The 21,407-nt window shown below is 64.3% G+C and carries 13 protein-coding genes; 3 read left to right on the forward strand and 10 right to left on the reverse strand.

Going from position 1 to position 21,407, the window contains the following annotated elements:
• Nucleotides 1–14: 14 nt before the first annotated feature.
• From ACSQ3P_RS06335 to ACSQ3P_RS06350, 4 genes are all read right to left on the reverse strand, one after another.
• The gene (locus tag ACSQ3P_RS06335) at nt 15–1,298 is read right to left on the reverse strand and encodes an NAD(P)/FAD-dependent oxidoreductase (RefSeq protein ID WP_436164732.1); all 1,284 of its coding nucleotides are present in this window, start codon (nt 1,296–1,298) and stop codon (nt 15–17) included.
• A 100-nt stretch (nt 1,299–1,398) separates the two neighbouring features.
• Complete coding sequence (locus tag ACSQ3P_RS06340) at nt 1,399–2,214, reverse strand: NAD-dependent epimerase/dehydratase family protein (RefSeq protein ID WP_436164733.1); 816 nt, start codon at nt 2,212–2,214, stop codon at nt 1,399–1,401.
• Between the two features lie 164 nt (nt 2,215–2,378).
• On the reverse strand, nt 2,379–4,097 hold the full coding sequence (locus ACSQ3P_RS06345) for a hydantoinase B/oxoprolinase family protein (RefSeq protein ID WP_436164734.1): 1,719 nt from the start codon (nt 4,095–4,097) through the stop codon (nt 2,379–2,381).
• Nucleotides 4,098–4,115: 18 nt separating this feature from the next.
• Nucleotides 4,116–6,194, reverse strand: coding sequence for a hydantoinase/oxoprolinase family protein (locus ACSQ3P_RS06350; protein ID WP_436165172.1), 2,079 nt, complete (start codon nt 6,192–6,194; stop codon nt 4,116–4,118).
• A 259-nt stretch (nt 6,195–6,453) separates the two neighbouring features.
• Between ACSQ3P_RS06350 and ACSQ3P_RS06355 the strand changes: the two genes are divergently transcribed.
• Together ACSQ3P_RS06355 and ACSQ3P_RS06360 are read left to right on the forward strand one after the other, a co-directional pair.
• Nucleotides 6,454–7,353, forward strand: a complete 900-nt coding sequence (locus ACSQ3P_RS06355; RefSeq protein ID WP_436164735.1) for a LysR family transcriptional regulator — start codon at nt 6,454–6,456, stop codon at nt 7,351–7,353.
• Between the two features lie 69 nt (nt 7,354–7,422).
• Entirely contained in the window at nt 7,423–7,614 is a 192-nt protein-coding gene (locus ACSQ3P_RS06360; protein WP_436164736.1) for a hypothetical protein, read from the forward strand.
• Nucleotides 7,615–7,786: 172 nt separating this feature from the next.
• Here ACSQ3P_RS06360 and ACSQ3P_RS06365 read toward each other — a convergent pair whose 3' ends face one another.
• Nucleotides 7,787–9,988: a M48 family metalloprotease gene (locus tag ACSQ3P_RS06365; RefSeq protein WP_436164737.1), complete on the reverse strand. Its 2,202-nt coding sequence runs from the start codon at nt 9,986–9,988 to the stop codon at nt 7,787–7,789.
• A 463-nt stretch (nt 9,989–10,451) separates the two neighbouring features.
• Between ACSQ3P_RS06365 and ppk2 the strand changes: the two genes are divergently transcribed.
• The gene (gene ppk2, locus ACSQ3P_RS06370; protein WP_436164738.1) at nt 10,452–11,351 is read left to right on the forward strand and encodes a polyphosphate kinase 2; all 900 of its coding nucleotides are present in this window, start codon (nt 10,452–10,454) and stop codon (nt 11,349–11,351) included.
• 137 nt (nt 11,352–11,488) lie between these two features.
• Here the strand turns inward: ppk2 and ACSQ3P_RS06375 are convergent, their stop codons facing one another.
• The 5 genes from ACSQ3P_RS06375 to ACSQ3P_RS06395 form a co-directional block, all read right to left on the reverse strand.
• Nucleotides 11,489–12,898, reverse strand: coding sequence for a mannose-1-phosphate guanylyltransferase/mannose-6-phosphate isomerase (locus ACSQ3P_RS06375; RefSeq protein ID WP_436164739.1), 1,410 nt, complete (start codon nt 12,896–12,898; stop codon nt 11,489–11,491).
• A 200-nt stretch (nt 12,899–13,098) separates the two neighbouring features.
• Nucleotides 13,099–14,502, reverse strand: a complete 1,404-nt coding sequence (locus ACSQ3P_RS06380) for an HlyD family type I secretion periplasmic adaptor subunit (protein ID WP_436164740.1) — start codon at nt 14,500–14,502, stop codon at nt 13,099–13,101.
• Nucleotides 14,499–16,334, reverse strand: coding sequence for a type I secretion system permease/ATPase (locus ACSQ3P_RS06385; protein ID WP_436164741.1), 1,836 nt, complete (start codon nt 16,332–16,334; stop codon nt 14,499–14,501). The genes ACSQ3P_RS06380 and ACSQ3P_RS06385 overlap by 4 nt, the downstream gene beginning before the upstream one ends.
• Nucleotides 16,335–16,417: 83 nt before the next feature.
• On the reverse strand, nt 16,418–18,589 hold the full coding sequence (locus tag ACSQ3P_RS06390; protein WP_436164742.1) for a right-handed parallel beta-helix repeat-containing protein: 2,172 nt from the start codon (nt 18,587–18,589) through the stop codon (nt 16,418–16,420).
• A 538-nt stretch (nt 18,590–19,127) separates the two neighbouring features.
• Entirely contained in the window at nt 19,128–21,317 is a 2,190-nt protein-coding gene (locus ACSQ3P_RS06395; RefSeq protein ID WP_436164743.1) for a GumC family protein, read from the reverse strand.
• Nucleotides 21,318–21,407: the final 90 nt, after the last annotated feature.

A 21,407-nucleotide genomic window follows, 5' to 3' on the forward strand; every position in this document is an offset into this window, starting at 1 on the left:
TTGACCTAAGCGCTTCATGCCGGCGCGATCGGAAGATGCGCCACCTGCGCACCGACCTCGTAATAGGCCTCCTTCATGGCCCGGAAGGCTGGCATGGCGACCTCGGACACCGGAAGCGGCATGCCTTCGAGATCGATTTCGCCGAGTATGAGGCGGGCGAGCTCGCGCCCGAAGACCGTGCCTGGCGCGATGCCGCGCCCGTTGTAACCGTTGAAACCGATCGCGTTCGGGCCGAAGCTGTGCAGCCTCGGCAGGTGATCCGGCGTCATGCCGATCTTGCCGTACCATTCCGTCTCGAGCTCGAATTCGCCGAGCTGCGGGAACAGCTTGCGGATATGCCGCTTGATCCAGGCGCGATGAACGCTGAGCCCGGTCCCGCGCAATGCGCCGACGCTGCCGACGATCAGCCGCCCCTCCGCGTCGAGCCTGAAGCCGCTCAGGATGGTCTTGGTGTCCCAGCCCGCGCCGCCATTCGGCAGGATGGTCTTGCGGAGGTTGTGGCTCAGAGGCGCGGTCGAGACGTGGAAATAGGGCAGATGGACCTGCTCCTCGCGGATGGCGGAGGTCGCTCCGGTCGAATACGCGTCCGTCGCCAGGATGAGCCAATCGGCGCTGACACTGCCGCCGGCGGTCTTGACCAGCCAGGCGTCGCCGGTGCGGTCGAAGGACGTTACCGCGCTGCCGGTGTGGATGGTTGTGCCTTCGGTCATCGCGGCGCTCGCCAGGCCGCGAGCATAGGCAAGCGGCTGGATCGTGCCGGCGCGGGGGTCGAACAGCGAGCCGGTATAGCCGGTAGCCCCGGTCCTGGACTGCGTGTCGCTGGCGCTCAGCAGCTCGACCTTGGCGCCGAGACGGCTCCACTGCGCCTGGCGCTCCCGAAGCTGCTTCAGGCCGCTGGCGCCGACAGCGCAGTGATAGGTTCCTCGGTGGTCGGCCTGGCATTGCATGCCATAGCGTTCCGTCAGAGCGAAGACCTCTCGCGGCGCCTCGCCGAGGAGCCCGATCAGGCGGTTGCCATAGACCGGGCCGAGCGTCGCGATCAGGTCGTCGGGCATGACCCAGAGGCCCGCATTGACGAAGCCGGAATTGCGGCCGGACGCGCCGAAGCCGATCTCGACGGCTTCGAGCACGACGACCGACCTGCCGGCCTTGGCGAGATGCAGGGCAGCCGACAGCCCGGTATAGCCCGCGCCGACGACGACCACATCGGCCGAGACGGCGCCGGTCAGAGCGGTAGTCGGCGGCGGCGGCGGCGCGGACAGCTCCCACAGCCCATGCGACCGCTTGTCATCCAGCATCTGTCTGCTCCGTTCTCATGTGATCTGATTAGGATCGCGGACGGTCGCCGTCACATCGACCGCGATTATGCCCCTGCGAAGACCTTGGCCGCTGCGAGGATCATGCCGTCGCTTCGTCGTCGGGATGGCCCATCTCGCAGAACTTGCCGCCGAGATATCGGCCTGCTGGAGATTTCGGGTCGAGAGCCGGCGCGTTGGCTTCGACTTTGGCGCGGAACGGCTCCGAACTGTCTTGCGGGTGGTAGCCGAGATGGCCGGCACCGCTGTTGTCGACGGCCTTGACCTTGTTGTCCGAGGTGCCGAACGAGATCGTGTGGCCGACGAAGGGCGCCGTCAGCGCGGCTTCGACGAGGCGCACGCAATCGGCGAAGGACAGATAGGACCAGAGCATCCGGCGGTCGACGGGTTCGGGAAAGGACGAGAAGATGCGCAGGCACGCTGTCTCGATGCCGAACTTGTCCCAATAGAGCCGGCTCAGGCTTTCGACGAAGGTCTTGCCGACGCCGTACAGGCAGTCGGGGCGAACCGGTGCATCGACCGAGATCTGGGCCCCAACCTCGTGATAGCCGATCGCATGGACCGATGACGCGTAGACGATGCGTTTGACGCCGTGTTTCCGGGCGCCTTCGTAGATGTGGTAGGAGCCGCGAATACCGGCATCGAGGATGGTCTGCCACTCGCGTTCGGTCGGCGCGCCGCCGAAATGGACGATAGCATCGCACCCTTCGGTCGCTGCGATCGTCGCCTCCATATCCGCCAAGTCGAAGATCGCCTGCTCCTCATTGGCGGCAAGCGGGCCGAGCGGCTCGCGATCGGCGACGCGGATCGTCCTGGCCAGCGGCGCAAGGCCGGTGCGAAGCTGCGAGCCGAGACGGCCGGCCGCGCCAGTGATCAGGATTCGGTCGTAATGTGGCATTCGGTCCTCGCGTCGTCACAGGCTGACCGCCACACCATGCCAGCGCGGCAGCGATAGAGATAATCGGCGTCCTTAGATCACGTCGCATTCGGACGACTCCGTCAGAATGCAGGAAACGTGATCGATTCTAAAAGCTTAGAGCATTGCTCTCATGTCGTGGCGCATCATCGTTCTGCCGATGGCAGTTCGCCGCGCTTCAGTCCGGATTCAACCGCCGCAATCTCGGCGTCGCCAAGCCCGTAATCGATTCTGGCGGTCTTGGCCGAGATATAGCCGAGCGCAAGGTCGCGCAGCACCTCGGCGCGGCCCCGCTCGGCGGCCGGACCGTAGCCGGCGCCGCCAGGCAGCGACAGCATGACCTTGCGGCCCTCGGGGACGCCCTGACGCCCCTTGCCGGCCATCGCCGTGCCGTCGTCGAGCCGGATCTCGGTCGCGCCGCCATCAGCGCCACCCAGGCGTCCGCGCGGCGGATGCTTCACGCGGTCGAACATCGCGGACATGTCGAAGACATGCCCTTCGACGGCTCCAACCTCCATGAATTGACCGAGGCCGCCGCGAAAGCGGCCGGCGCCGCCGGAATCAGGCCGCAGCTCCTTGCGCCAGATGATGATCGGGCCGGCATGCTCCGTCGCTTCGATCGGCATGGTCATGACGCCGGATGGGAAGGCGGTCGTGTTCATGCCGTCGAGCGTCGGGCGCGCCCCCGAGCCACCGCAGTTGAACATCAACACCTCGGCGCGCCTTGCCCCGGCCAGGCGCGAGGCCTCCGAGGCCGGCCGCAGCGAAACTTGGAAATTGCAGAGCGGCCCTGCCCCCTCGGCCGGAACCGTCTTGGGCAGAAGCTTGTCGAGCGCATTGTAGACCGTGTCCGGGATCAGATGGCCGATGACATGGCGCAACGCGACCGGCGCCGGGTGCAGGGCGTTGACGATCGTGTTCTCCGGCGCGGTGATGCGGAAGGGTTCCAGCGAGGCCGCATTATTGGGTATCTCGGGCGCGATCGCGCATTTCAGCGCATAGCAGGCATAGGCCTTGGAATAGACCATCGGGCAATTGATGCCCTTGGGGTCGACGCCGGAAGAGCCGGCGAAATCGACGCAGACCTCGTCGGTGCCGATCGTGACCTTGACCTTCAGTTCGATCGGCGTGGCAAAGCCATCGCTGAGCATCGAGCCCTCGGCCTCGCCGTGGGGCAGCGCCGCGATCCGTTCCAGCGTCGCGCGGCGTGAATTCTCGAGGATGAAATCCCCGACCTGCTCCAACCCGTCGAGAGCGAATTCGTCGAGCATGCCGATCAGCCGCCGATGGCCGACATCATTGCAGGTCGCGAGCGCGAAGATGTCGCCGACGACCTGGTCGGGCTCGCGGATATTGCCGCGCACCAGCCTGACGAAGGGCTGGTCGACCTTGCCCTGGTCGGCGAACTTCATGATCGGGATGTAGAGGCCTTCCTCATAGACGGAGTTGGCGTCCGCCCCGAAGCCGCGCCCGCCGATGTCGACGACATGAGCCGTGCAGGCGAAGAAGCCGACATGCCGCCCCTCGTAGAAGGACGGCGTCACGACGGTGATGTCGTGAAGGTGCCCGGTCCCCATCCAGGGGTCGTTGGTGATGTAGATGTCGCCTTCGAGAATATTCGCAGGCCCGATCTCGCGGATGAAATGTGCGACGGCATCGGCCATGGCGTTGACATGGCCCGGCGTGCCGGTCACGGCCTGCGCCAGCATCAGCCCGGCCCGGTTGTAGACACCGGCCGAGAGGTCGCCTGCCTCGCGGACCGACGTCGAGAAGGCCGTGCGGATCAGGGCCTGGGCCTGCTCCTCGACGATCGAGATCAGGCGGTTCCACATCACCTGCAGCGAAACGGTGGATAGCTGTGTCATGGATAGCTGTGTCATGGCTCAGGCCTCGGCCATCTCGGCCAAGCGCGCTTTCGCAGGCTCGGACCCGTGTTTGAAGATCTCGATGCAGCCATCGCTGCGGCACGTCGCCGAGCAGCCCGTCGGCACGATGATGGTGGTTTCATCCTCGACGATGACGCAGGGCCCCTCCGCCACCCGGCCGACCGCGATCTGCGATCGCTGGAACACGCCCGCCGTCAGCCGAGCCCCGAGGGCGGGATCGAAGACCTCGCGTTGCGAGATCGCCGTCAGCGGCACCAGGGGTCCCAGCGACTCGGCCCTCACCGGCACCGCTTTCGCCGTGCTTGCATTGACCGCCCAGACGGTGATCTCGATATCCAGCCCCTGGACGGTCCGGGAGAACAGCTTGGCGTATTCGGCCTCGAACAGCTCGCGATAGGCGTCGATCGTCGGCGCGGCGTGGCTGACGTCGATCGGGATTTCCCAACCCTGGCCGACATAGCGCATATAGACCTTGGTCTCGACGCTGAGCGGCGCTTCTGCGTCGCAGGAGCGCACAAAGGTCGTGGCTTCGTTTTCAAGCTCTGACAGGAGACCGCGCACCGTCGACGCGTCGAATGCAGCCAGACGCATATAGACGCTGCGTGTCGCCTCAAAACTGAACGGCGCCCGCAGGAAGCCGATCGCCGAGCCCACGCCGGCGCCTGGCGGCACGAGCAGACGCTGGATGCCAAGCTTTTCGCAGAGCCGCCCGGCATGCAGCGGCGCCGCACCGCCAAAGGCGATCATCGTGTAAGCGGAGAGGTCCTCGCCATTCTCGACCGCATGGACGCGGGCGGCATTGGCCATGTTCTCGTCGACCACCTCGACGATGCCGAAAGCTGCGGTCTCGTCCGTCATCCCCAGCGGGTCGGCGACATGCGCCAGCACGGCCCGGCGCGATGCGGCGATGTCCAGCACCATGCTGCCGCCGGCGAAGCTGGCGGGGTCGATCTTGCCGAGCATCACGTCGGCATCCGTCACCGCAGGCCTTGCTCCGCCGCGGCCGTAGCAAGCCGGCCCCGGCTCCGAACCGGCGCTCTCGGGGCCGACCCGGATCTGGCGCATCGAGTCGACCTGGGCGAGCGAGCCGCCGCCGGCGCCGATCTCGACCATGTCGATCACGGGAATAGAGATCGGCATGCCGGAGCCCTTCTTGAAGCGATAGCTCCGCGCGACCTCGAAGACCCGGCTCGTTTTCGGCGTCTGGTTCTTGATCAGGCAGATCTTGGCCGTGGTCCCGCCCATGTCGAAGGACAAAACGCGGTCGAGGCCGAAGCGCGCCGCGACATCGGCTGCATAGATCGCCCCGCCCGCAGGCCCGGATTCGACGAGGCGAACAGGAAACTCCGCCGCCCCTTCCAGCGACATGATCCCGCCGCCCGAATGCATCAGGAAGATCGAGCAGTTGGCGCCCTCATCGGCCAGCTTCGCTGCGAGGCTGGCGAGATAGCGCTTCATCATCGGCTTGACGTAGGCGTTCGCCACCACGGTGTTGAAGCGCTCATATTCGCGCATCTGGGGCGAAACCTCGGATGAAATCGAGACCGCAAGGCCCGGAATACGCTCCAGCAGAACCTCGCGGACCAGCCGTTCATGCGCCGGATCGAGATAAGAATGGATCAGCCCGACGGCGACGCTCTCATAGCCCGCTTCCGCGATCTCCTCGGCCAGCGCAACGACGTCCTCGCGCAGCAGCGGGATGAGCGTCGCGCCATTGGCACCGATGCGCTCGCGCAGCGTATAGCGCCGGTTGCGCGGCAGCAGGGGCTGGGGCAGCGTCAGGTTGAGGTCGTACTGCTCGAACCGGCTCTCGGTGCGCATCTCGATCACGTCCCGGAAGCCCTCCGTCGTGATCAGCGCCGTCTTCGCGCCGCGGCGTTCGATCAGTGCGTTGGTCGCGAGCGTCGTGCCGTGGATGATCCGGCCGATCGCGGCGGGCGTCACCCCTGCCTTCGCGCAGACGCGGTGCATGCCCTCGATGATGGCGCGCTCGGGGGCATCATAGGTCGTCAGCACCTTGGCCGAGAAGGTCTCGCCACGGATCTCCAGCACGACGTCGGTGAAGGTGCCGCCGATATCGGCGCCGAGATTGCCTTGAGACGATGTAGCTTGGGACGATGGACTTGGGGACGATGTACTTTGGGACGATGCAACACCGCTCACGGAAAGCCACCTTTCAATACCTATCAGGGAGTCCAGCGGTGCTGCCGGCCCATCCCAACCGGCGAAAAGATGGCTGCGATCGACAATCACGTCTAATTATTTGATTATCTTGAGACGATAGAAAATATCTATCCTGTGGCGCAGCATCAGGCGGACGCAGCTCGGGTTTTCAATGCAGATCACGCTCAAACAGATCGAGACCTTCGTCCGGCTGGCCTCGCTTCGGAATTTCCGCCGTGTCGCCGAACAGATGAATACGACCCAGCCCAATATTTCGGCGCGCATTTCGGCGCTTGAAAGGGGCCTGAACCAACGCCTGTTCGAGCGCGACGCAGGTTCCGTCGTGCTTACCGATCAGGGCCAGGCGTTGCTTCCACTGGCAGCGAAGGCGCTTGAGGCGACCGAGGCGCTGCTCCAGGCCGGCGACACGACAAGCCGGCAATCTGTCATGCGGCTCGGGGTCGCGGAGACCGTGGCCCAGACCTGGCTCCATCGCTTCCTGCGCGAGATGGCCGTGCGCTTCCCCGACGTCGTCGTCGAACTGAGCGTGGACCTCACCTTCAACCTCCAGCGCAATCTCATCGACGGCTCGCTCGACATAGCCTTCCTCAATGGACCGGTCTCGGACCTCTCGGTCGCCAATCTTCCGCTGGGAACGGTTGCGCTGCCATGGGTCGCCGCACCCCGCTTCGCCGCAGCCTTGCCCGATCCCGCCGGGGCCGATGATCTCGCTCGGTTTCCCATTCTCACACATGCGAAGAATACGCGGCCCTATGCGGAGGTCGTCGACTATTTCAAGCGCAACAGCAGCCGGCTCAGCCGCCCGGTCTCATCCAGCAATCTGGCGGCCTGTCTGAACATGACCTTGGACGGCCTGGGCATCGCGACCTTGCCTTCGCCGCTGGTGGAGCGCTTCCTCGAATCCGGCGAACTCGTCGCCCTCAACTGCGATTGGGTTCCCACGCCGATGAATTTCACCGCGTCCTATGTCACGATGCCGGCGCGGCCGATCATCGAGGCAGCGGCCAATCTCGCGACCGAGGTCGTCGACTGGAAGCCGAACGCCGCCTGATGAGGTCAATCAAGATCGCTCGCAAGATCGCTCGACAGACAACCTGATCAAACCCGAAAGGACGAGCCCATGCCTGACGCCGCCGCCCTCGCCGAACTCGATGAACGCATTGCCATCACCCGCGCCAACCTCGCAGAACTGATGGAACAAGCGTCCGCCTTTTCAGGCGCCGCCGACGAAGACCGCAACGCGGACCGCATCAACGAGCAGCAGGACATACTCGACGCCCTCCTCAAGCAACGTGCAGCACTCGCGCAATAGGCGTTTGGACACCCTACGGACCGAGAGCCGGGGCAAGACAGGCTGGTCCGCATGTGGAACGCGGCGGTTTCTAGAGCAGTTTCCGATCCGGTTGGATCGCTCAACAGCTCTAGCTCTCTGTTTTGACGCGTTTTCTTCACGCGAACCGGTGTCCACTTCGCTCGAAAACGCTCTAGCCGCGCGGACCGTTGCCGCTGATGTGCTGAGCAACCTCCGTGGCCGATGATACGCCACTCTGCTGCCCGAGAAGCGTCCGGGCAGTTTCGGCGACACGGTACTGGTCGATCAGTTCGACGAATTCCAGCGCCGTCAGATTGCGAAATCGCATCGACCCGATTTCAATCATATTCTGCTTGTGCTTGATCTTCGCCCGCCTTGCTCCCTTTGCCCGCCCCGGAAGCGGTGCGTCCGGCTTTAGAAACACGCTGAACCTCAGCCCTTGTGTCTTGGTCGCCGGGCCGACCACATAATAGCCCACCCGCTCGATCTCCGCCCAGCGCAGCGGCCGATCGACACCATCCAGGGCTATCGTCTGCGGTCGCAGGGTGACGAATGGCTTTTCGCCACGGATCAGCAGCTTCACGCCATAGAATATGATCAGCAAGGCGATTGCGCCGGTCACGCCTGCGATCAGATTGGCGCCTTCGGGGAATTGAGGTTCCTGCAGCTTCGCGCCGATGGCCATCGCACCGAGAAGCAGACCGGCGGGCGTTATGAACCATCCCGCGGCGCCACCGCTGTCCCGGACCACAACCTCGTCGCTGCTGACGGCTCCCGCAGCGGTTTCGAGCGATACGCGATGAGCCCGATGCGCCTCGCGTGCGCTTTCCACGAAATCGCCGGTGAGGTCGCGATACAATTGATCCGGCGCAGCAAACAGCGCCGAGGTTCGGACCAGCGCTCCTGCTGCGGGCGCAGACATGACATCGGCCAGCAAAGCAGGTGTGAGCGTGACGCCGAGCGCCGCCAGGCGCTGATGCGTCGGCGGATGGGTGTCGGTGGGATGGGGCTGACGCTCCTCGCGAAACTCGGATGGATCGTCCAGGCCATAGTCCCGCGCATGGTCGAGCGTCGCGGCGATCAGGTCCGCAGGCGCCGTTTCCGGGTGTTGGAATGCCTCGGCTAGCGTCTCGCCGATGCGCGCCTCGACTGCGCTGGTGCGGAGCAACGCCCGTCCCGCCGCTTCAGCCGAGGTGATCCGGGCGCCGGCCTCATCGGCCGCGAATTCGCGCAGGCGGCTCCAGTGCAGCACCGCCCGGTCGAAGCGCTCCATCGCGAACAGCCCCAGCTCGACCGCCGGCCGTGTGATCAGGCCGTCCGAGCCATCGCGCCCGCGCCCCGCCAGGACCATCGCCGCCAGCGAGCGATTGACGCCGGCATAGATCGGCAGGAAGCGCAGGCTGTATTCGGTATCGCCTCCGGTGAAATGGCCCAGTTCGTGACCGATGATCGCCTCGGCTTCGTCCTGACGCAGGAGGGGCAGATATGGCAGCGGGAGGTAGAGCGTGCGCCCTTCGAGCCGCTCTCCGCCGGGCGACAGCAGCTTGGGCCCTGATGTCACGAAGAAACCGCGTGTCAGGCCAACCACGATCTGATCCGGGCCCAACGCGCCCAGCCGATCCGCCAACCCGTCGATCCATCGCCATAGCCCCGGCGCTTGCGCAGGCGAGATGCTCCGGCCGCTGATCTCCAGCGGGTTCGGCTGGAAATGCGCGAGCGTATTGCGCAGGTTGAACACCGCCTTGCCCGCCGTCCACAAGGAGAAGGCCATCACGGCGACGGCGAGGGCAAGCAGTTTGAATTCGTTGGTGCCGGGATCGTCGAGCTCGATCAGCGGCGCGATTTCGAATGCGATTGCCGCGACCACGCCGATGGCTGTCAGCACCACCTGCATCCCCAGCGCCAGAGGCAAAGCGCGCCGGACCAGATCGAAGCCGCGCTCGAGTGCGGCGCGCGATCTGCGCCCCGCCCAACCGAGGGATATGGATGTCACCAGCATCAGCAAGGACAACGCAAACACCAGTGCGGCACAGACGATCACCACCGGCGGCAGGTGCCGGCGGACCTTGGAGATCAGGATCGCCCGGTCCAGCCGGCTCAGCTCCCCGCGCACAACCTCCACCGCGGGTGCGCCCACATAGACGCGGCCGTCCTTCCTGATTTGCGCGCGCCAGGGAATCTCGCCCGGCGTGGCGGATCGGGTCGCGGCCTCGAAATCGACGAGCACAGCGGCGATACGCTGACGCTCCGCAAGCGTTTCCGTCTCATGTGCCGGTGCGCGTTGCTGCTGCCACAATCCCAAACCGAGCACCGCAAGCGGCAGGATCAACGTGGTGAGGATGAGAATGAGAAGCTCACGTGCTCGTTTCGACATGCTGGCCCCTTTGCGGCGAACGCCTCGACGCCCGAAGGCAGGCAGTGATTCACAAGCCAGCGTCCTCAATAGCGGACGCAGAAGCTTCGCGGCAGACCGCTTGAGGAGTTGCGCCCGCAAACGCCTCCGCCCAGCAGAATTGGCCATCGTCGTGAAGCCAGGCAGCGCGCATCGACGTCTGGTAGGCTGCCTCGTCACACGGCAGGATCGACTACTCGCGTACTTGAGTATCAAGGTCGTGCAGCTCCCCGCAGGGCGCGCATCCTCGCCGCCTTCATCGTTACGTCATTCGCGCCGACGACATTGCAGCTATGGGAGATTGGAGGACGTCAGTCCGCAGCGCTCGATTCAGCTTCCAGGCCTGTGCCGCGTCGAGGTCTTTGCGATCACGGCGCGCCAGCGTGCCTGCCCGTTCCCGAAATTGCCGATCATCCTCTAAAAGTCGTTTTAAAGGCCCGCATTCATGACGAACGATCTGGAGCGCATCAAAGCCGAAATCGCAGACAGCTTCGACGAAGAGCTTGAGATGCAGCTCGAGGAGGACCGTCTCGACGAACTCGTCTCCGAAGGTCTGGCTCCGACGGGCGCAATGCTGGACCGCAAGGTTTATTTCCGCGAGCTGTTCCGGCTGCAGCACGAGCTCGTGCGGCTTCAGGACTGGATCCAGTACAAGAAGCTCAAGGTCGTCGTGCTCTTCGAAGGACGCGACTCGGCTGGCAAGGGAGGCGTGATCAAGCGCGTCACGCAGCGGCTCAATCCGCGGATCTGCCGCGTCGTCGCCCTGCCCGCGCCCAGCGAGCGCGAACGCCATCAATGGTACTTTCAGCGCTATGTGCAGCACCTGCCCACAGCCGGCGAAATGGTGCTGTTCGATCGCAGCTGGTACAATCGCGCCGGCGTCGAGCGCGTCATGGGCTTCTGCACTCCCGATGAACTCGAAGAGTTCTTCCGCTCCGTTCCGGATTTCGAGCATATGCTCGTGCGATCCGGCATCATCCTGATCAAATACTGGTTCTCCATCACGGATGAAGAGCAGGAATTCCGCTTCCGCATGCGGATCGAGGATCCCCTGAAGCAATGGAAGCTCTCGCCCATGGATATGGAGAGCCGTGTCCACTGGGAAGACTACACCCGCGCAAAGGAAGACATGCTCGCCCGCACCCACACGGAGACGGCCCCGTGGTGGGTCGTTCAGGCCGTCGACAAGAAGCGGGCGCGGCTTAACTGCATCACCCATCTGCTCGGCCAGATCCCGTATGAGAGCGTGCCGAAATCGGACATCATCCTGCCCGAGCGCGTGCGCAATTCAGATTACTCCCGGCACCCCGTTCCGCCCGAGCTCTACGTCCCGGAGCTGTACTGAGGCCGGGCGGCTGGAGCGCCCTCCTCCGGCCTCGTAAACGCCAATCCCGGTGTTCACCAGGCCGGCGGAAGCCCATTTGTCGTACCCGGCACGGTGGCGCTGGCGCCAAGTGATCTCTGCACCATCAGGCTCTCACCTCAGCATCGCTTGTAAATATCCTCGATGCGGATGATGTCGTCTTCGCCAAGATAGGATCCGACCTGGACTTCGATGATATCGAGCGGGATCTTGCCGGGATTAGCCATGCGGTGGACGCAGCCGATCGGCAGGTAGATCGACTCGTTTTCATGCACAATGATGGTTTCGTCATCGCGCGTTACTTCGGCCGTCCCGCGCACCACGACCCAGTGCTCGGCCCGATGATGGTGCTTCTGGAGGGACAGGACTCCGCCGGGCTTGACCGTGATGCGCTTGACCTGGTGACGCGTGTCGAGATCGATCGAGAGGTATTTGCCCCAGGGCCGGTGGATTTCGCGATGGCTGCCGGCTTCCGGCTCGCCATTTGCCGTGAGCAGAGCCACAACGTCGGTCACCTTGCCGGCCATCGCCTTGGGCACCACCAATATGGAATCGCGCGTCGCGATGACGGCGATGTCGTCGACGCCCACGACAGCCAGGAGAGCGTCCTCGGAGCGAAGCAGGTTGTTGGCACCATCGAACACATAGCCACGCCCTTCAACGACATTGCCGTTCGCCCCCTTCTCGGAAAGCTCCCAGACCGCGGACCAGCACCCGACATCCGACCAGCCGAACTGCCCGGCGATCACGGATGCCTTCTGCGTTCGCTCCATGACGGTGGTGATCGAAACCTTCGGCGCCTTGGCGAAAGCACGCGGCTCGAGCGTCAGGAATCCGAGCTCGCGACCGCCCTTCACGACAGCCTCGCCGACGGACGCCATGACATCGGGTTCGAAAGCCTCGAGTTCAGCGCGCATCGTCGCTGCATCGAAGATGAGATTGCCCGAATTCCACAGATAGCCGTCCGTGAGATAGCGCGCCGCCTGCACGGCATCGGACGCCTCGACGAAGGCCTCGACCTGACACGCGCCACCCGTGATCTCCGAGCCGGGGCGGATATAGCCGTAGCTCGTTGCAGGATAGGCTGGCGATATCCCGATCGTCACGATGCCGCCCTGCGCCGCAACGACGGCGGCCCTGGCGCAGGTCTCGACGAAAAGCCTGCCGTCCTGCACGACATGATCGGCCGCGAAGACGCCAACGAGCGCAGCGTCATCGCGGGCAAGACCGAGCTCGGCCGCGATCGCCACAGCAGAAGCGGAGCCGCGACAGACGGGCTCGACCACGATCTCGGCCTTCACGCCGATCGCCTGCAACTGATCGGCGACGGTGAAACGGTGTTCCGTGCTGGCGATGACAATGAGCCTGTCAAAGACAGTCGCGTCGGACAGAAGCCTGGCCGTGCGCTGAAAAGCGGAGTCCCGGCCAAAGAGCGGGATGAACTGCTTCGGCATCGTGTCGCGAGAGACAGGCCACAGAGCAATGCCGGCCCCTTCGCACATGACGACAGGAATGATCTTCGGATGCATGCGGATCAGCTCCTCGGAGAAGCTGATCTAGCACGGCGCATTTCCGGCAATAGCCCCGATTCGGTCGTACCCTGTTTTGGCCCGCGCTACCCTGTTTGCGTCGTGCATGCCGCGCGCGCAGTCAGCCGCATATGGCCCGGGCCGCGCCGAACAAACCGGCCTTGCTGCCCCATGAGCGCACTCGGCCGCGCGGCGTGGACTCATTCCTCCCTGAAGGCCGAACGCATGGAATCCCGCAGGGGCTGCATCAGATAGGCTAGGGCCGTTCGTTCGCCGGTCGGAACGAAGACGTCGGCCGGCATGCCCGGCTTGAGCTTGGCGCGGATCTTCGGAGGGAAGCCCGATGCTGAAATGCTGACGCGCAGCTCATAGGCCATCTGCTGCGAGACCTCGTCGCGCTGCGTATCGGCTGCGACGGATTTGACCTCGCCGACCGTGAAGGGCGTCGCGCGCCCCTTGAACGAAGGCAGGCGCACCTCCGCAGCCATGCCCGGGCGGAGGTGGTTCACGTCCAGGGGCGAAATCTTGGCGGTGACGACGAGCTCGTCGTCCTGCGGCACGATTTCCATCATGGTCTCGCCCGGCTTGACCACCGCTCCCACCGTATGGACCTTCGAGCCCACGATCCGGCCTGCGCGCGGCGCGCGAACCTCCGAACGCGCTAGCACATCCTCGGCCATCCGCAGCTTTTCGCGTGCATCGGCGAGCTTCACCCGGCATTCCGCAACCTTCGTCGATGCCTCCTCGGCAGCGCGCAAGCCGATTTGGCTCGTCTGCAGCCGGATTTCGTCGTTGGCGACGGAGAAACGCATCAGATCGGCCTCCAGCGACCCGATACGGCCCTGAAGCTCCGTCAATGACCGGCGCAACGGGTTGATGCGCGTTGCCGCGATGTAACCCTGATCGGCCAGAGGCTGCAGCTTGGCGAGCTCGTCCTTGATGCTGGCGGCCTGGCTGGCTGCGGAATCGCGCTGTGCCTCGGTCGAGTCGCGCTGCTTCTGGGACTGCGACAGCCGCTCTCCCAGAATGGAGACTTCCAGCTTCTGGGCCGAAGCCCGCTCCTTGAAGAGCCGTTCCTGGTCGAGAATGATGCGGCGCACCTCCCCGGTTGCCGCAGCATCGGTCAGCTCCTTTGGAAAAACGATGCGATCGAGCTGGTCGATCTGGGCCGCAAACCGCGCCTCCTCACCCAATGCCTGCAGTACACTCAGCCGCGCCACGCTTCGTTGCGCGGCCGCATGCGTCGTGTCGAGCCTGAGTAGGACCTCGCCGGATTGAACCTCGGAGCCGTCCCGCACGACGATGGCCTCGACCAGGCCACCCTCGAGATGCTGAACGGCCTTGCGGTCGCTTTCCACGACAACGCTGCCATGAGCGACGACGGCACTGTCGAGGCGAGCGGTCGCCGACCAGAATCCACCCACGCCCAGCACGGCGACGACGACGATGTAGCCCTTCCGAACCGGAGCGCGCCAATCGCCGCCGCCCTCGACAGGGGCCCCGGCCGGCGGGAGCCAGCGCTTCAGGATGACAAGCGCCGGCTCGAGGCGCTGACGCCCTATCGCAAGATTGCGCCCTATCGCAGGATTGAATGTGAGTTTCATCGCCGCCCCCACCTTGCCACCGAAACCGGCTCGCCGCTCCGCGGCTGCACGCGCTGTGGCGGCCGAACGCTCGCCCCGGCGCCAGGCTGCAGCAGCACTGGCAGGATTTCATCACGCAGGCCGACCCTGACGGCCTGGCCCTTCTGCATGAGAATGATCTTGTCGACCTGCGACAGAAGCTGCGGGCGATGCGTGATCACGACAACGATCGCACCCGCGGCGCGCAACCCCGACAATGCGCGACCGAGCGCAGCATCGCCATCCATATCCAGATTGGCGTTCGGCTCGTCGAGCACGACCAGCGCAGGCTGGCCGTAGAGCGCCCGCGCCAGGCCGATCCGCTGCCGCTGCCCTCCGGAGAGGGTCGCTCCGTCGTCACCGATCTGTGTCGCGTATCCGTCCGGAAAACTCTGGATGAGGTCGTGCGCGGACCCGGCCGAGGCGGCAGCGATGGCCGCATCGTCAGTGGCTAAGGGATCGAAGCGGGTGACGTTGTCGCGCACGCTTCCAGCAAACAGCTCGACATCCTGCGGCAGATAGCCAAGGACGCGGCCGCGTTGATCATCGGAAAAGTGGCTGATGTCGGTGCCATCGAGGCGGACGACGCCTTGAGCGGGCTGCCAGACGCCGACCAGCGCCCGGGCGAGCGAGGATTTCCCGGAGCCGGTCAGCCCGATGACCGCAGCGATCTCGCCGGGCTCCACCTCGAACGAGACATTGTGCAAAAGCAGCGCTTGCCCGTTGGGAGCGCGCACGCTCAACCCCTCGACGCGCAGCGCTCCGGCCGGATGCGGCAGCGTCATGCCCGCGCTATCGGACGGTGTCTTCAAGGTCGTACCGAGCCGCTGGAAGGCGCTGCGGGCAGACACAAAACTCTTCCACTGGCCAACAGCGCCCTCGATGGGGGCCAGAGCCCGTCCCATGATCAGCGAGGCGGCGAAGATCACGCCTGCCGCGATGTCCTGATGGATGGCGAGATAAGCGCCGACGCCGAGCACCGCGCATTGGAGCGCGAGCCGCAACAGCTTGGTTACGGCCAGCAGCGTCCCGCCCCGGTTGGCCGCCGATATGTGATGTTCGAGAGCTCGGCCGTGCTGTGCCTGCCACTCGCTGCGGATCGCCCGGCCCATCCCCAATGCTTTGATGACTTCGGCATTCCGGAGGGACGCGGCGAGGCGCTCGCTTGCCCTGTGACCGAGTTCAGACGCGAGAACCAGGGGGTTCTTGGTGATGCGCTCGTTCAGCAGGGCCACGCTCAAAATTGCGGCCGCTCCAACCGTGGCGACGACGCCGATCGCGGGATGGAGGACGAAGCAGAGAGCAAGATAGATCGGAACCCAGGGCGCATCCATAAGAGCCGGCACAAGGCTGCCGGACAATGTGGCGCGCAGGGTCTCCACGTCACGAATGGGCACGACCTGCTGCGAGCCCTTTGCTTCCAATGCGCCGCGAAAAGCAGCTTCGAAAGCCGGTTCGGACAGCGCCCGATCCACGCATAGACCGAGCTGAACGAGCGCGCGGCTGCGGAAATGCTCGAGCGCGGCATAAGCTGCAAACAGAACAAGCACGATCAACGACAGCATGACCAACGTCGTGCCATTCCGGCTTGTCAGCACCCGATCATAGATCTGCATCGTATAAATCGGGGACACGAAGACGAACAGGTTGAGCACGAAAGACAGCCCGAAAAGTGAAGCGAATGCAGGCGTCAGATTGCGAACCGTTTGCGAGAGCATAGTCGTTAGGCTCCTGAGAGTGATCGCGAAGCTCGGGTGAACGGAGCAAGGCGGATCCCGCCCGACAGGCGATGAATGATCGCAGGTCGGGATCATCGTGGATGCGGGATCTTCGAGGATAAATGACGACCCGGCTCCGACGATGGAACCGGGTCGTCATGGGTTAAGCCCGCGACCTACTAGTGCCAGTGCCAGTGCGAGGACTGGTGGTGGCGGTCGGTGTTATCGTCCTGGCTGACCTGGATATCCTGGAGCCAGTTGCGGCCACCGCCATGGTCACCCCATGAGGCGTGATGACCACTCGAGCCGGACGGAGTTGTCGGGACCGACGGCGCAACCGGCGCGGTGACCTCCGCGGGCGGTACGACCACAGGGATCGAAATGACGCCTGGATCAGTCGGGCTGGAGACCGGCGCCGTCGGCTCGACCGTGACCGGCACCGTCGGCTCGACCGCGACCGGGGTCGTCGGCTCTGCCGTGACCGGCGCCGTTGGCTCGACTGTGACTGGGGTCGTCGGCTCTGCCGTGACAGGCGCCGTCGGCTCGACCGTGACCGGCGTCGTCGGCTCTGCCGTTACCGGCGTGCCGGTGACCGGCTCCGAATCCGCGATCGTGGCCCCGGAAGACCCGAACGCAGCCGACTCGATGCCATGCGACTGCGCGACCGATCCAGTCGTGAAGCTGTAGTCGCCATGTGCGGCATCGGTGAAGCCGCCTTGAGTCGTCACGACGCTGCCGGCATCTCCACCGCGCTGCTGAAAGCTCGAGAGCGAGACGTCGGCTACCGTCAAGGCCGCGCCATCGGGATTGTAGTAGACGTTGTTGTGGATCAGGCCTGGATTGGTCTGATCGGTATCGATCGTGTTGCTGCCATCCTGCGAGACCTGGATGAAGTTCTCGTAGGTCTCGTTACCGGTGATCGTGTAGCCGTCCACACCGATGGTCGAAATGCCATATTTGCCGTTGTCCAGCAGCGTGTTGTCGTGGATTTCGTTGCCCGATCCGCCATGGATGAGAATGCCGCTGAAGGCCGTTCCCTGAACGAAATTGCCGTATATCTGCGCGTTGCTGGCGAGGTTGTCGAGATAGATGCCGGAACTCATGTCGTTGCCGGCGACGAACCCGCCGTCATGCGTATTGAGGCCGCCGGTATCGACGATGTGATTGTATCGGATCGTATCCCCCAGCGCGCCGGGATCCTCGTGCGAGAACAGGTAGATGGCGCCGACATCGGGCGTCTGCTGACCGGAATGGCTAATGTTGTTGTATTCGATGACATTTCCGCCCGAAACCTGATTCGGGTCGTAATTGACTTCCGAAATCGCGAAGCGCGGTACATTAGTGATCGTGTTGTGATCGATCTGATTGTGCGCCGATTCCTGCATGTCGATCGAGCCAAATTGAACGAAGGCCTCGTTCGAATGATCGATCACGTTATTCGAAATCTGGTTGCCGCTGGTCCCAGGGCTCAACGCGATTGCGCTAGACCAGATATGCTCGAAGTTATTGCTCGAGATCAGGTTTCCGCTGCTGTCGCCATGCAGCACCACGCCAACGCCGACATTGACGAAATGGTTCGATTCCACCGTCAATCCGGTTGCGTCATGCACCTCGATCGCCGCAGTGGCGGGGTCGCCTGCAACTGCAGCCGTATCGGTGAAGGTCAGGCCCTTGATGCTGACATCCTTGGCGCCATCGACAACGAACAAGCTGTGATCCGAGGATGCGACCGCGCCTTCGCCGGTGAAGCCCGCGGGCGCCTTGAACAGGACGGTGCCCGTCTGGCTGTCGAAGGACCACTCGCCCACGTTGTCGGGCACCGGCTCGGAGACGAAGAAGCGGCTCGCGGCACCGAGATCGTAATTGGCCTCGGTGGTGAAGGTCATCACGTTGCCGTTGACCGACGCGATGGTCAGATGGTCGTTGGCGTAGCCGTTCTCAGAGAACACCGTCACCGTCTCTCCGACCTGCGGCGCATGGCCAGCGGGGAAATCCGACGGGTTGAAGGCGAGCGACTTGGTGGGATCGGCCCCGCCAGGCAGTTCCTGCCCCCAGAGCCAGCCGCCCCGGATCGGATCGGACGGATCCACGTTAGGAAAGCGGCTTTCGACCTGCTGAACGCCGTTGACCGTGAGTTGCAGGACCTGGGCATCGTCGACATGGGCCGACCAGATGCCGTTCGCACCTTGTGTCCAGCCGGTCACCGGCGTGCCGCCGCTGATCACGGCATCTTGCCCGGTCACGGCCACGAAGGACGAGCCGGAATCGGCGGATGTCAGATGGAGAGGACTGTCGAGATAATAGGTACCTCCAGCGAGGTAGGCCGTATCGGCACCGCCGCTCTGCTGCATGGCCTCCTGGGCACGTTCCAAGGTCGCGAAAGCCGATGATGCATCAAGTCCGGAATTGCTGTCATTTCCTGTTGAGGAAACGTAAAAATTAGCCATAAAGGGGCTCCTTTCAAGGCGAGAACACTTGAGGTGTGGTCGCGCCTCTAGATACCCCAGGGCAGCAAGGCTATTCTACCCAGAAAGCCGGATTTATATCATAGGGGATTAGTTCGTTAGTACTAAATGTACAAAATTGGCACACTATATCAATGCGCTGTAGCCTTCAGAATTGTCCCTCACCCTGTGGATGAAGAAGGTTCCGCAACGTCAGAATGACAAACCGTCAGATGGTGGTCGCAGAACTCGGGGCCCGCCGCCAGGCGATCGACGTAGCCCCGGAAGGCGGCGAGAGTCGCAACCGGACGCCCGCAACGATCGCAGACCACGAGCCCCTGGGCCGAGAGGTCGCGCGGCAGCGAAACGGCGGGCGAACCGCAGCCCTGACAGCTGAAGTCCGTGCTTGCCAGCAAGCGCAGACCTGGATGGCGGGAGCGCCTGCTCATGCCGAGGCCTGATAGAAGGATTTGTAATCCCGGTAGATCTGGCCGCGGTCGGAGGCGTTGTAACGCCCCTGCTCCTCGAGATCGACGCAGTTGAGCACGATGCCGCCGACGTCCAGTCCCAACCGGGCGAGATGGTCGAGCGTCGTCGCGACAGTCGTCTTGCGCGTATCGTTCCACTTGACGACATGCAGTACCGTGTCGGCATGCTCGCGCAGCAATGCGCTGTCGGCCGAAAGCAGCACGGGCGCGACCTCGAACAGGATGATGTCGTATCTCGCCCGCGCCTCGCGCAGCATCGCCTCGAACGCCGGATTCGAGTAGACGTTCTGGCCGTCCCGCAGGCCGGATGCTCGCCGGACCGTCGCGACGGGGGTCGCATCCGCGGCGCTGACGTCGCCGGTCTGAGGCAGGCACTGGTCGAGCAGCGCTTCATGCGGGAAGTTTTCGCCGAGCAGCAGGCGCCGGGGCGAACCATCCACCACCAGAACCCGCTGCCCCATCTTCGCGAGCACGCGGGCCATGGCCGAGGCCACGAAGGACTTACCCTCGCCCGGCGCCGTAGACGTGATCAGCACGACCTTCGGCGGGTTGGTGGGAGGAAACATCCCGGCCACCGTCGATCGCACCGCTTCGGCGAAGACGAGACTTTCCAGCCCGCTCGGATAGTGCTCGAGATTGGGCAGAAGGCCGACGCAGTTGACGCGGGTCTCTGCAGCGAACTCGTTCTCGCTGCGGAAACCGCGATCCCGCTTCTCCAGCGCATAGGAGAGCGATGCCCCGGCGGCGAGCCCGCCCATCAAAGCGAGGCCAAGCACGAGCGCCTGGCTGGGGGAAGCCGGCAGCGAGGGGACTTCGGCGGGAGCCAGGATTTGCGCCACGACGGGCCTCAATTCGCTCACAGCGCTGGACTGCTGCTGTGCGTCCGAGAGCTGCTTCAGCCGATCGCGCGCGGCCGTCGCCTCGGCTTGCAGGGTTTTCAGCTGACCTTCCAACCCCCTGGACTCAATGGATTTCGTCTGGAGCGCCGCAACGCGCTGTGACAGCGCAGCCTCGGCGGCATGGGCTGCCTGCACATCGGTTTCGATATTGGCGACCGACTGCGCCAGCTGCTTTTTCAGGCGCTCCTGTACCGATGCGAGCGTCAGCTTGAGCCGAGCGACCGCGGGGTGGCGATCGCCCGTCGAGCTGACCATCTCGTCCAGAGCCCTGCGCGCCTTTCCTTCTTCATCCAGAAGCGCCTGAACGACCGGAGACCCGCCGAGATCCGTCGCCTGCGGCACATTGCCGGCAGCAAGCGATACCTGCGCACGATGCAGGCGCGTCTCCTCCGCCAGCCGCGTGACCGAGGCGGCATTGAGCTGGGCCAGCATGTCGCGAAGCTGCTGTTGCTGCATGTCAGCCCCGTCCTGGCCGAGCTCGACGAAGCCGGTCCGGATACGGAAGTCCTCGATCTCCTTGTCGATCCTGACGAGGTTGGCGCGCGCCTCCAGCGCCTGCAGGCCATACCACTGGCTGGAGCGCTGCGAGGCGCTCGCAGAGGCCTCCATTTTCCGCCTGAGATACTCAATCCCGAAGGCATTGACGATGCGCGCAGCGCGATCGGGATCGGTATCCTGATATTTGAGGGTGATCAGATAGGCCTTCGCATCGTTGCTGACCGTCAGCGACGACAGCAATTTCTGCGCGACGATGTCGCGCCTCGCCGGCGCGGTCATGGGACCGACGCCACCAAGCCCCAGAAACTCCCGGATGCGGTTGCGAGCCGCCGAGGAAAAGATCATCTCGGCTGCGCCCGCCATCAGACCTGACAGGGTCGAGGCCGGCTTCTCGGGCTCACTATCGAGCCCCATGCGCGACGCGACGGCGCGCGCCGTCGCAAGCGAGCGGATGATCCGCGCCTCGCTCTCGACGAGCGTCGAGGCTTCGAGCGCGACGCTGCTCGATTTGCCGCCGCCATTCGGGGCGTCCTCACGCGTGAAGTCGAACTGCAGCACCAGATCGGCCGCGTAGCGCGACGGCATGATCATCGTGGCCAAAGCCGCAAGCAGCATGCTGCCACAGGCCATCGACAGGATCAGCCCGCGCCGCTGCCAAAGCATCGCAAGAAAATCGAAGCTCACGGCATCATAGTGGCTGGACAACGTCGCCGTCTGGCGAGGGCCTCGCATCTCGCTGAAGAAATCCATGATGGCTTGCCCCGGCTGCTCTCGATTGATCTGAGTGAGGGGCGCGATCGGCTGCGCCCCCGGCGTTCCGCAAACGCGAAACCGCTTGCG

This window comes from Allobosea sp. LjRoot9 (genome assembly GCF_964252745.1).
In the GTDB taxonomy this organism is placed as follows: domain Bacteria; phylum Pseudomonadota; class Alphaproteobacteria; order Rhizobiales; family Beijerinckiaceae; genus Allobosea.

What these genes read in the sequence shown, in the direction of transcription:
- ACSQ3P_RS06335 (WP_436164732.1), bottom strand. Translation starts at nt 1,298, where the DNA reads ATGCTGGATGACAAGCGGTCGCATGGGCTGTGGGAGCTGTCCGCGCCG.
- ACSQ3P_RS06340 (WP_436164733.1), bottom strand. Translation starts at nt 2,214, where the DNA reads ATGCCACATTACGACCGAATCCTGATCACTGGCGCGGCCGGCCGTCTC.
- ACSQ3P_RS06345 (WP_436164734.1), bottom strand. Translation starts at nt 4,097, where the DNA reads ATGACACAGCTATCCACCGTTTCGCTGCAGGTGATGTGGAACCGCCTG.
- ACSQ3P_RS06355 (WP_436164735.1), top strand. Translation starts at nt 6,454, where the DNA reads ATGCAGATCACGCTCAAACAGATCGAGACCTTCGTCCGGCTGGCCTCG.
- ACSQ3P_RS06360 (WP_436164736.1), top strand. Translation starts at nt 7,423, where the DNA reads ATGCCTGACGCCGCCGCCCTCGCCGAACTCGATGAACGCATTGCCATC.
- ACSQ3P_RS06365 (WP_436164737.1), bottom strand. Translation starts at nt 9,988, where the DNA reads ATGTCGAAACGAGCACGTGAGCTTCTCATTCTCATCCTCACCACGTTG.
- ppk2 (WP_436164738.1), top strand. Translation starts at nt 10,452, where the DNA reads ATGACGAACGATCTGGAGCGCATCAAAGCCGAAATCGCAGACAGCTTC.
- ACSQ3P_RS06375 (WP_436164739.1), bottom strand. Translation starts at nt 12,898, where the DNA reads ATGCATCCGAAGATCATTCCTGTCGTCATGTGCGAAGGGGCCGGCATT.
- ACSQ3P_RS06380 (WP_436164740.1), bottom strand. Translation starts at nt 14,502, where the DNA reads ATGAAACTCACATTCAATCCTGCGATAGGGCGCAATCTTGCGATAGGG.
- ACSQ3P_RS06385 (WP_436164741.1), bottom strand. Translation starts at nt 16,334, where the DNA reads ATGATCCCGACCTGCGATCATTCATCGCCTGTCGGGCGGGATCCGCCT.
- ACSQ3P_RS06390 (WP_436164742.1), bottom strand. Translation starts at nt 18,589, where the DNA reads ATGCAGCAGAGCGGCGGTGCCGATACGGCCTACCTCGCTGGAGGTACC.
- ACSQ3P_RS06395 (WP_436164743.1), bottom strand. Translation starts at nt 21,317, where the DNA reads ATGGATTTCTTCAGCGAGATGCGAGGCCCTCGCCAGACGGCGACGTTG.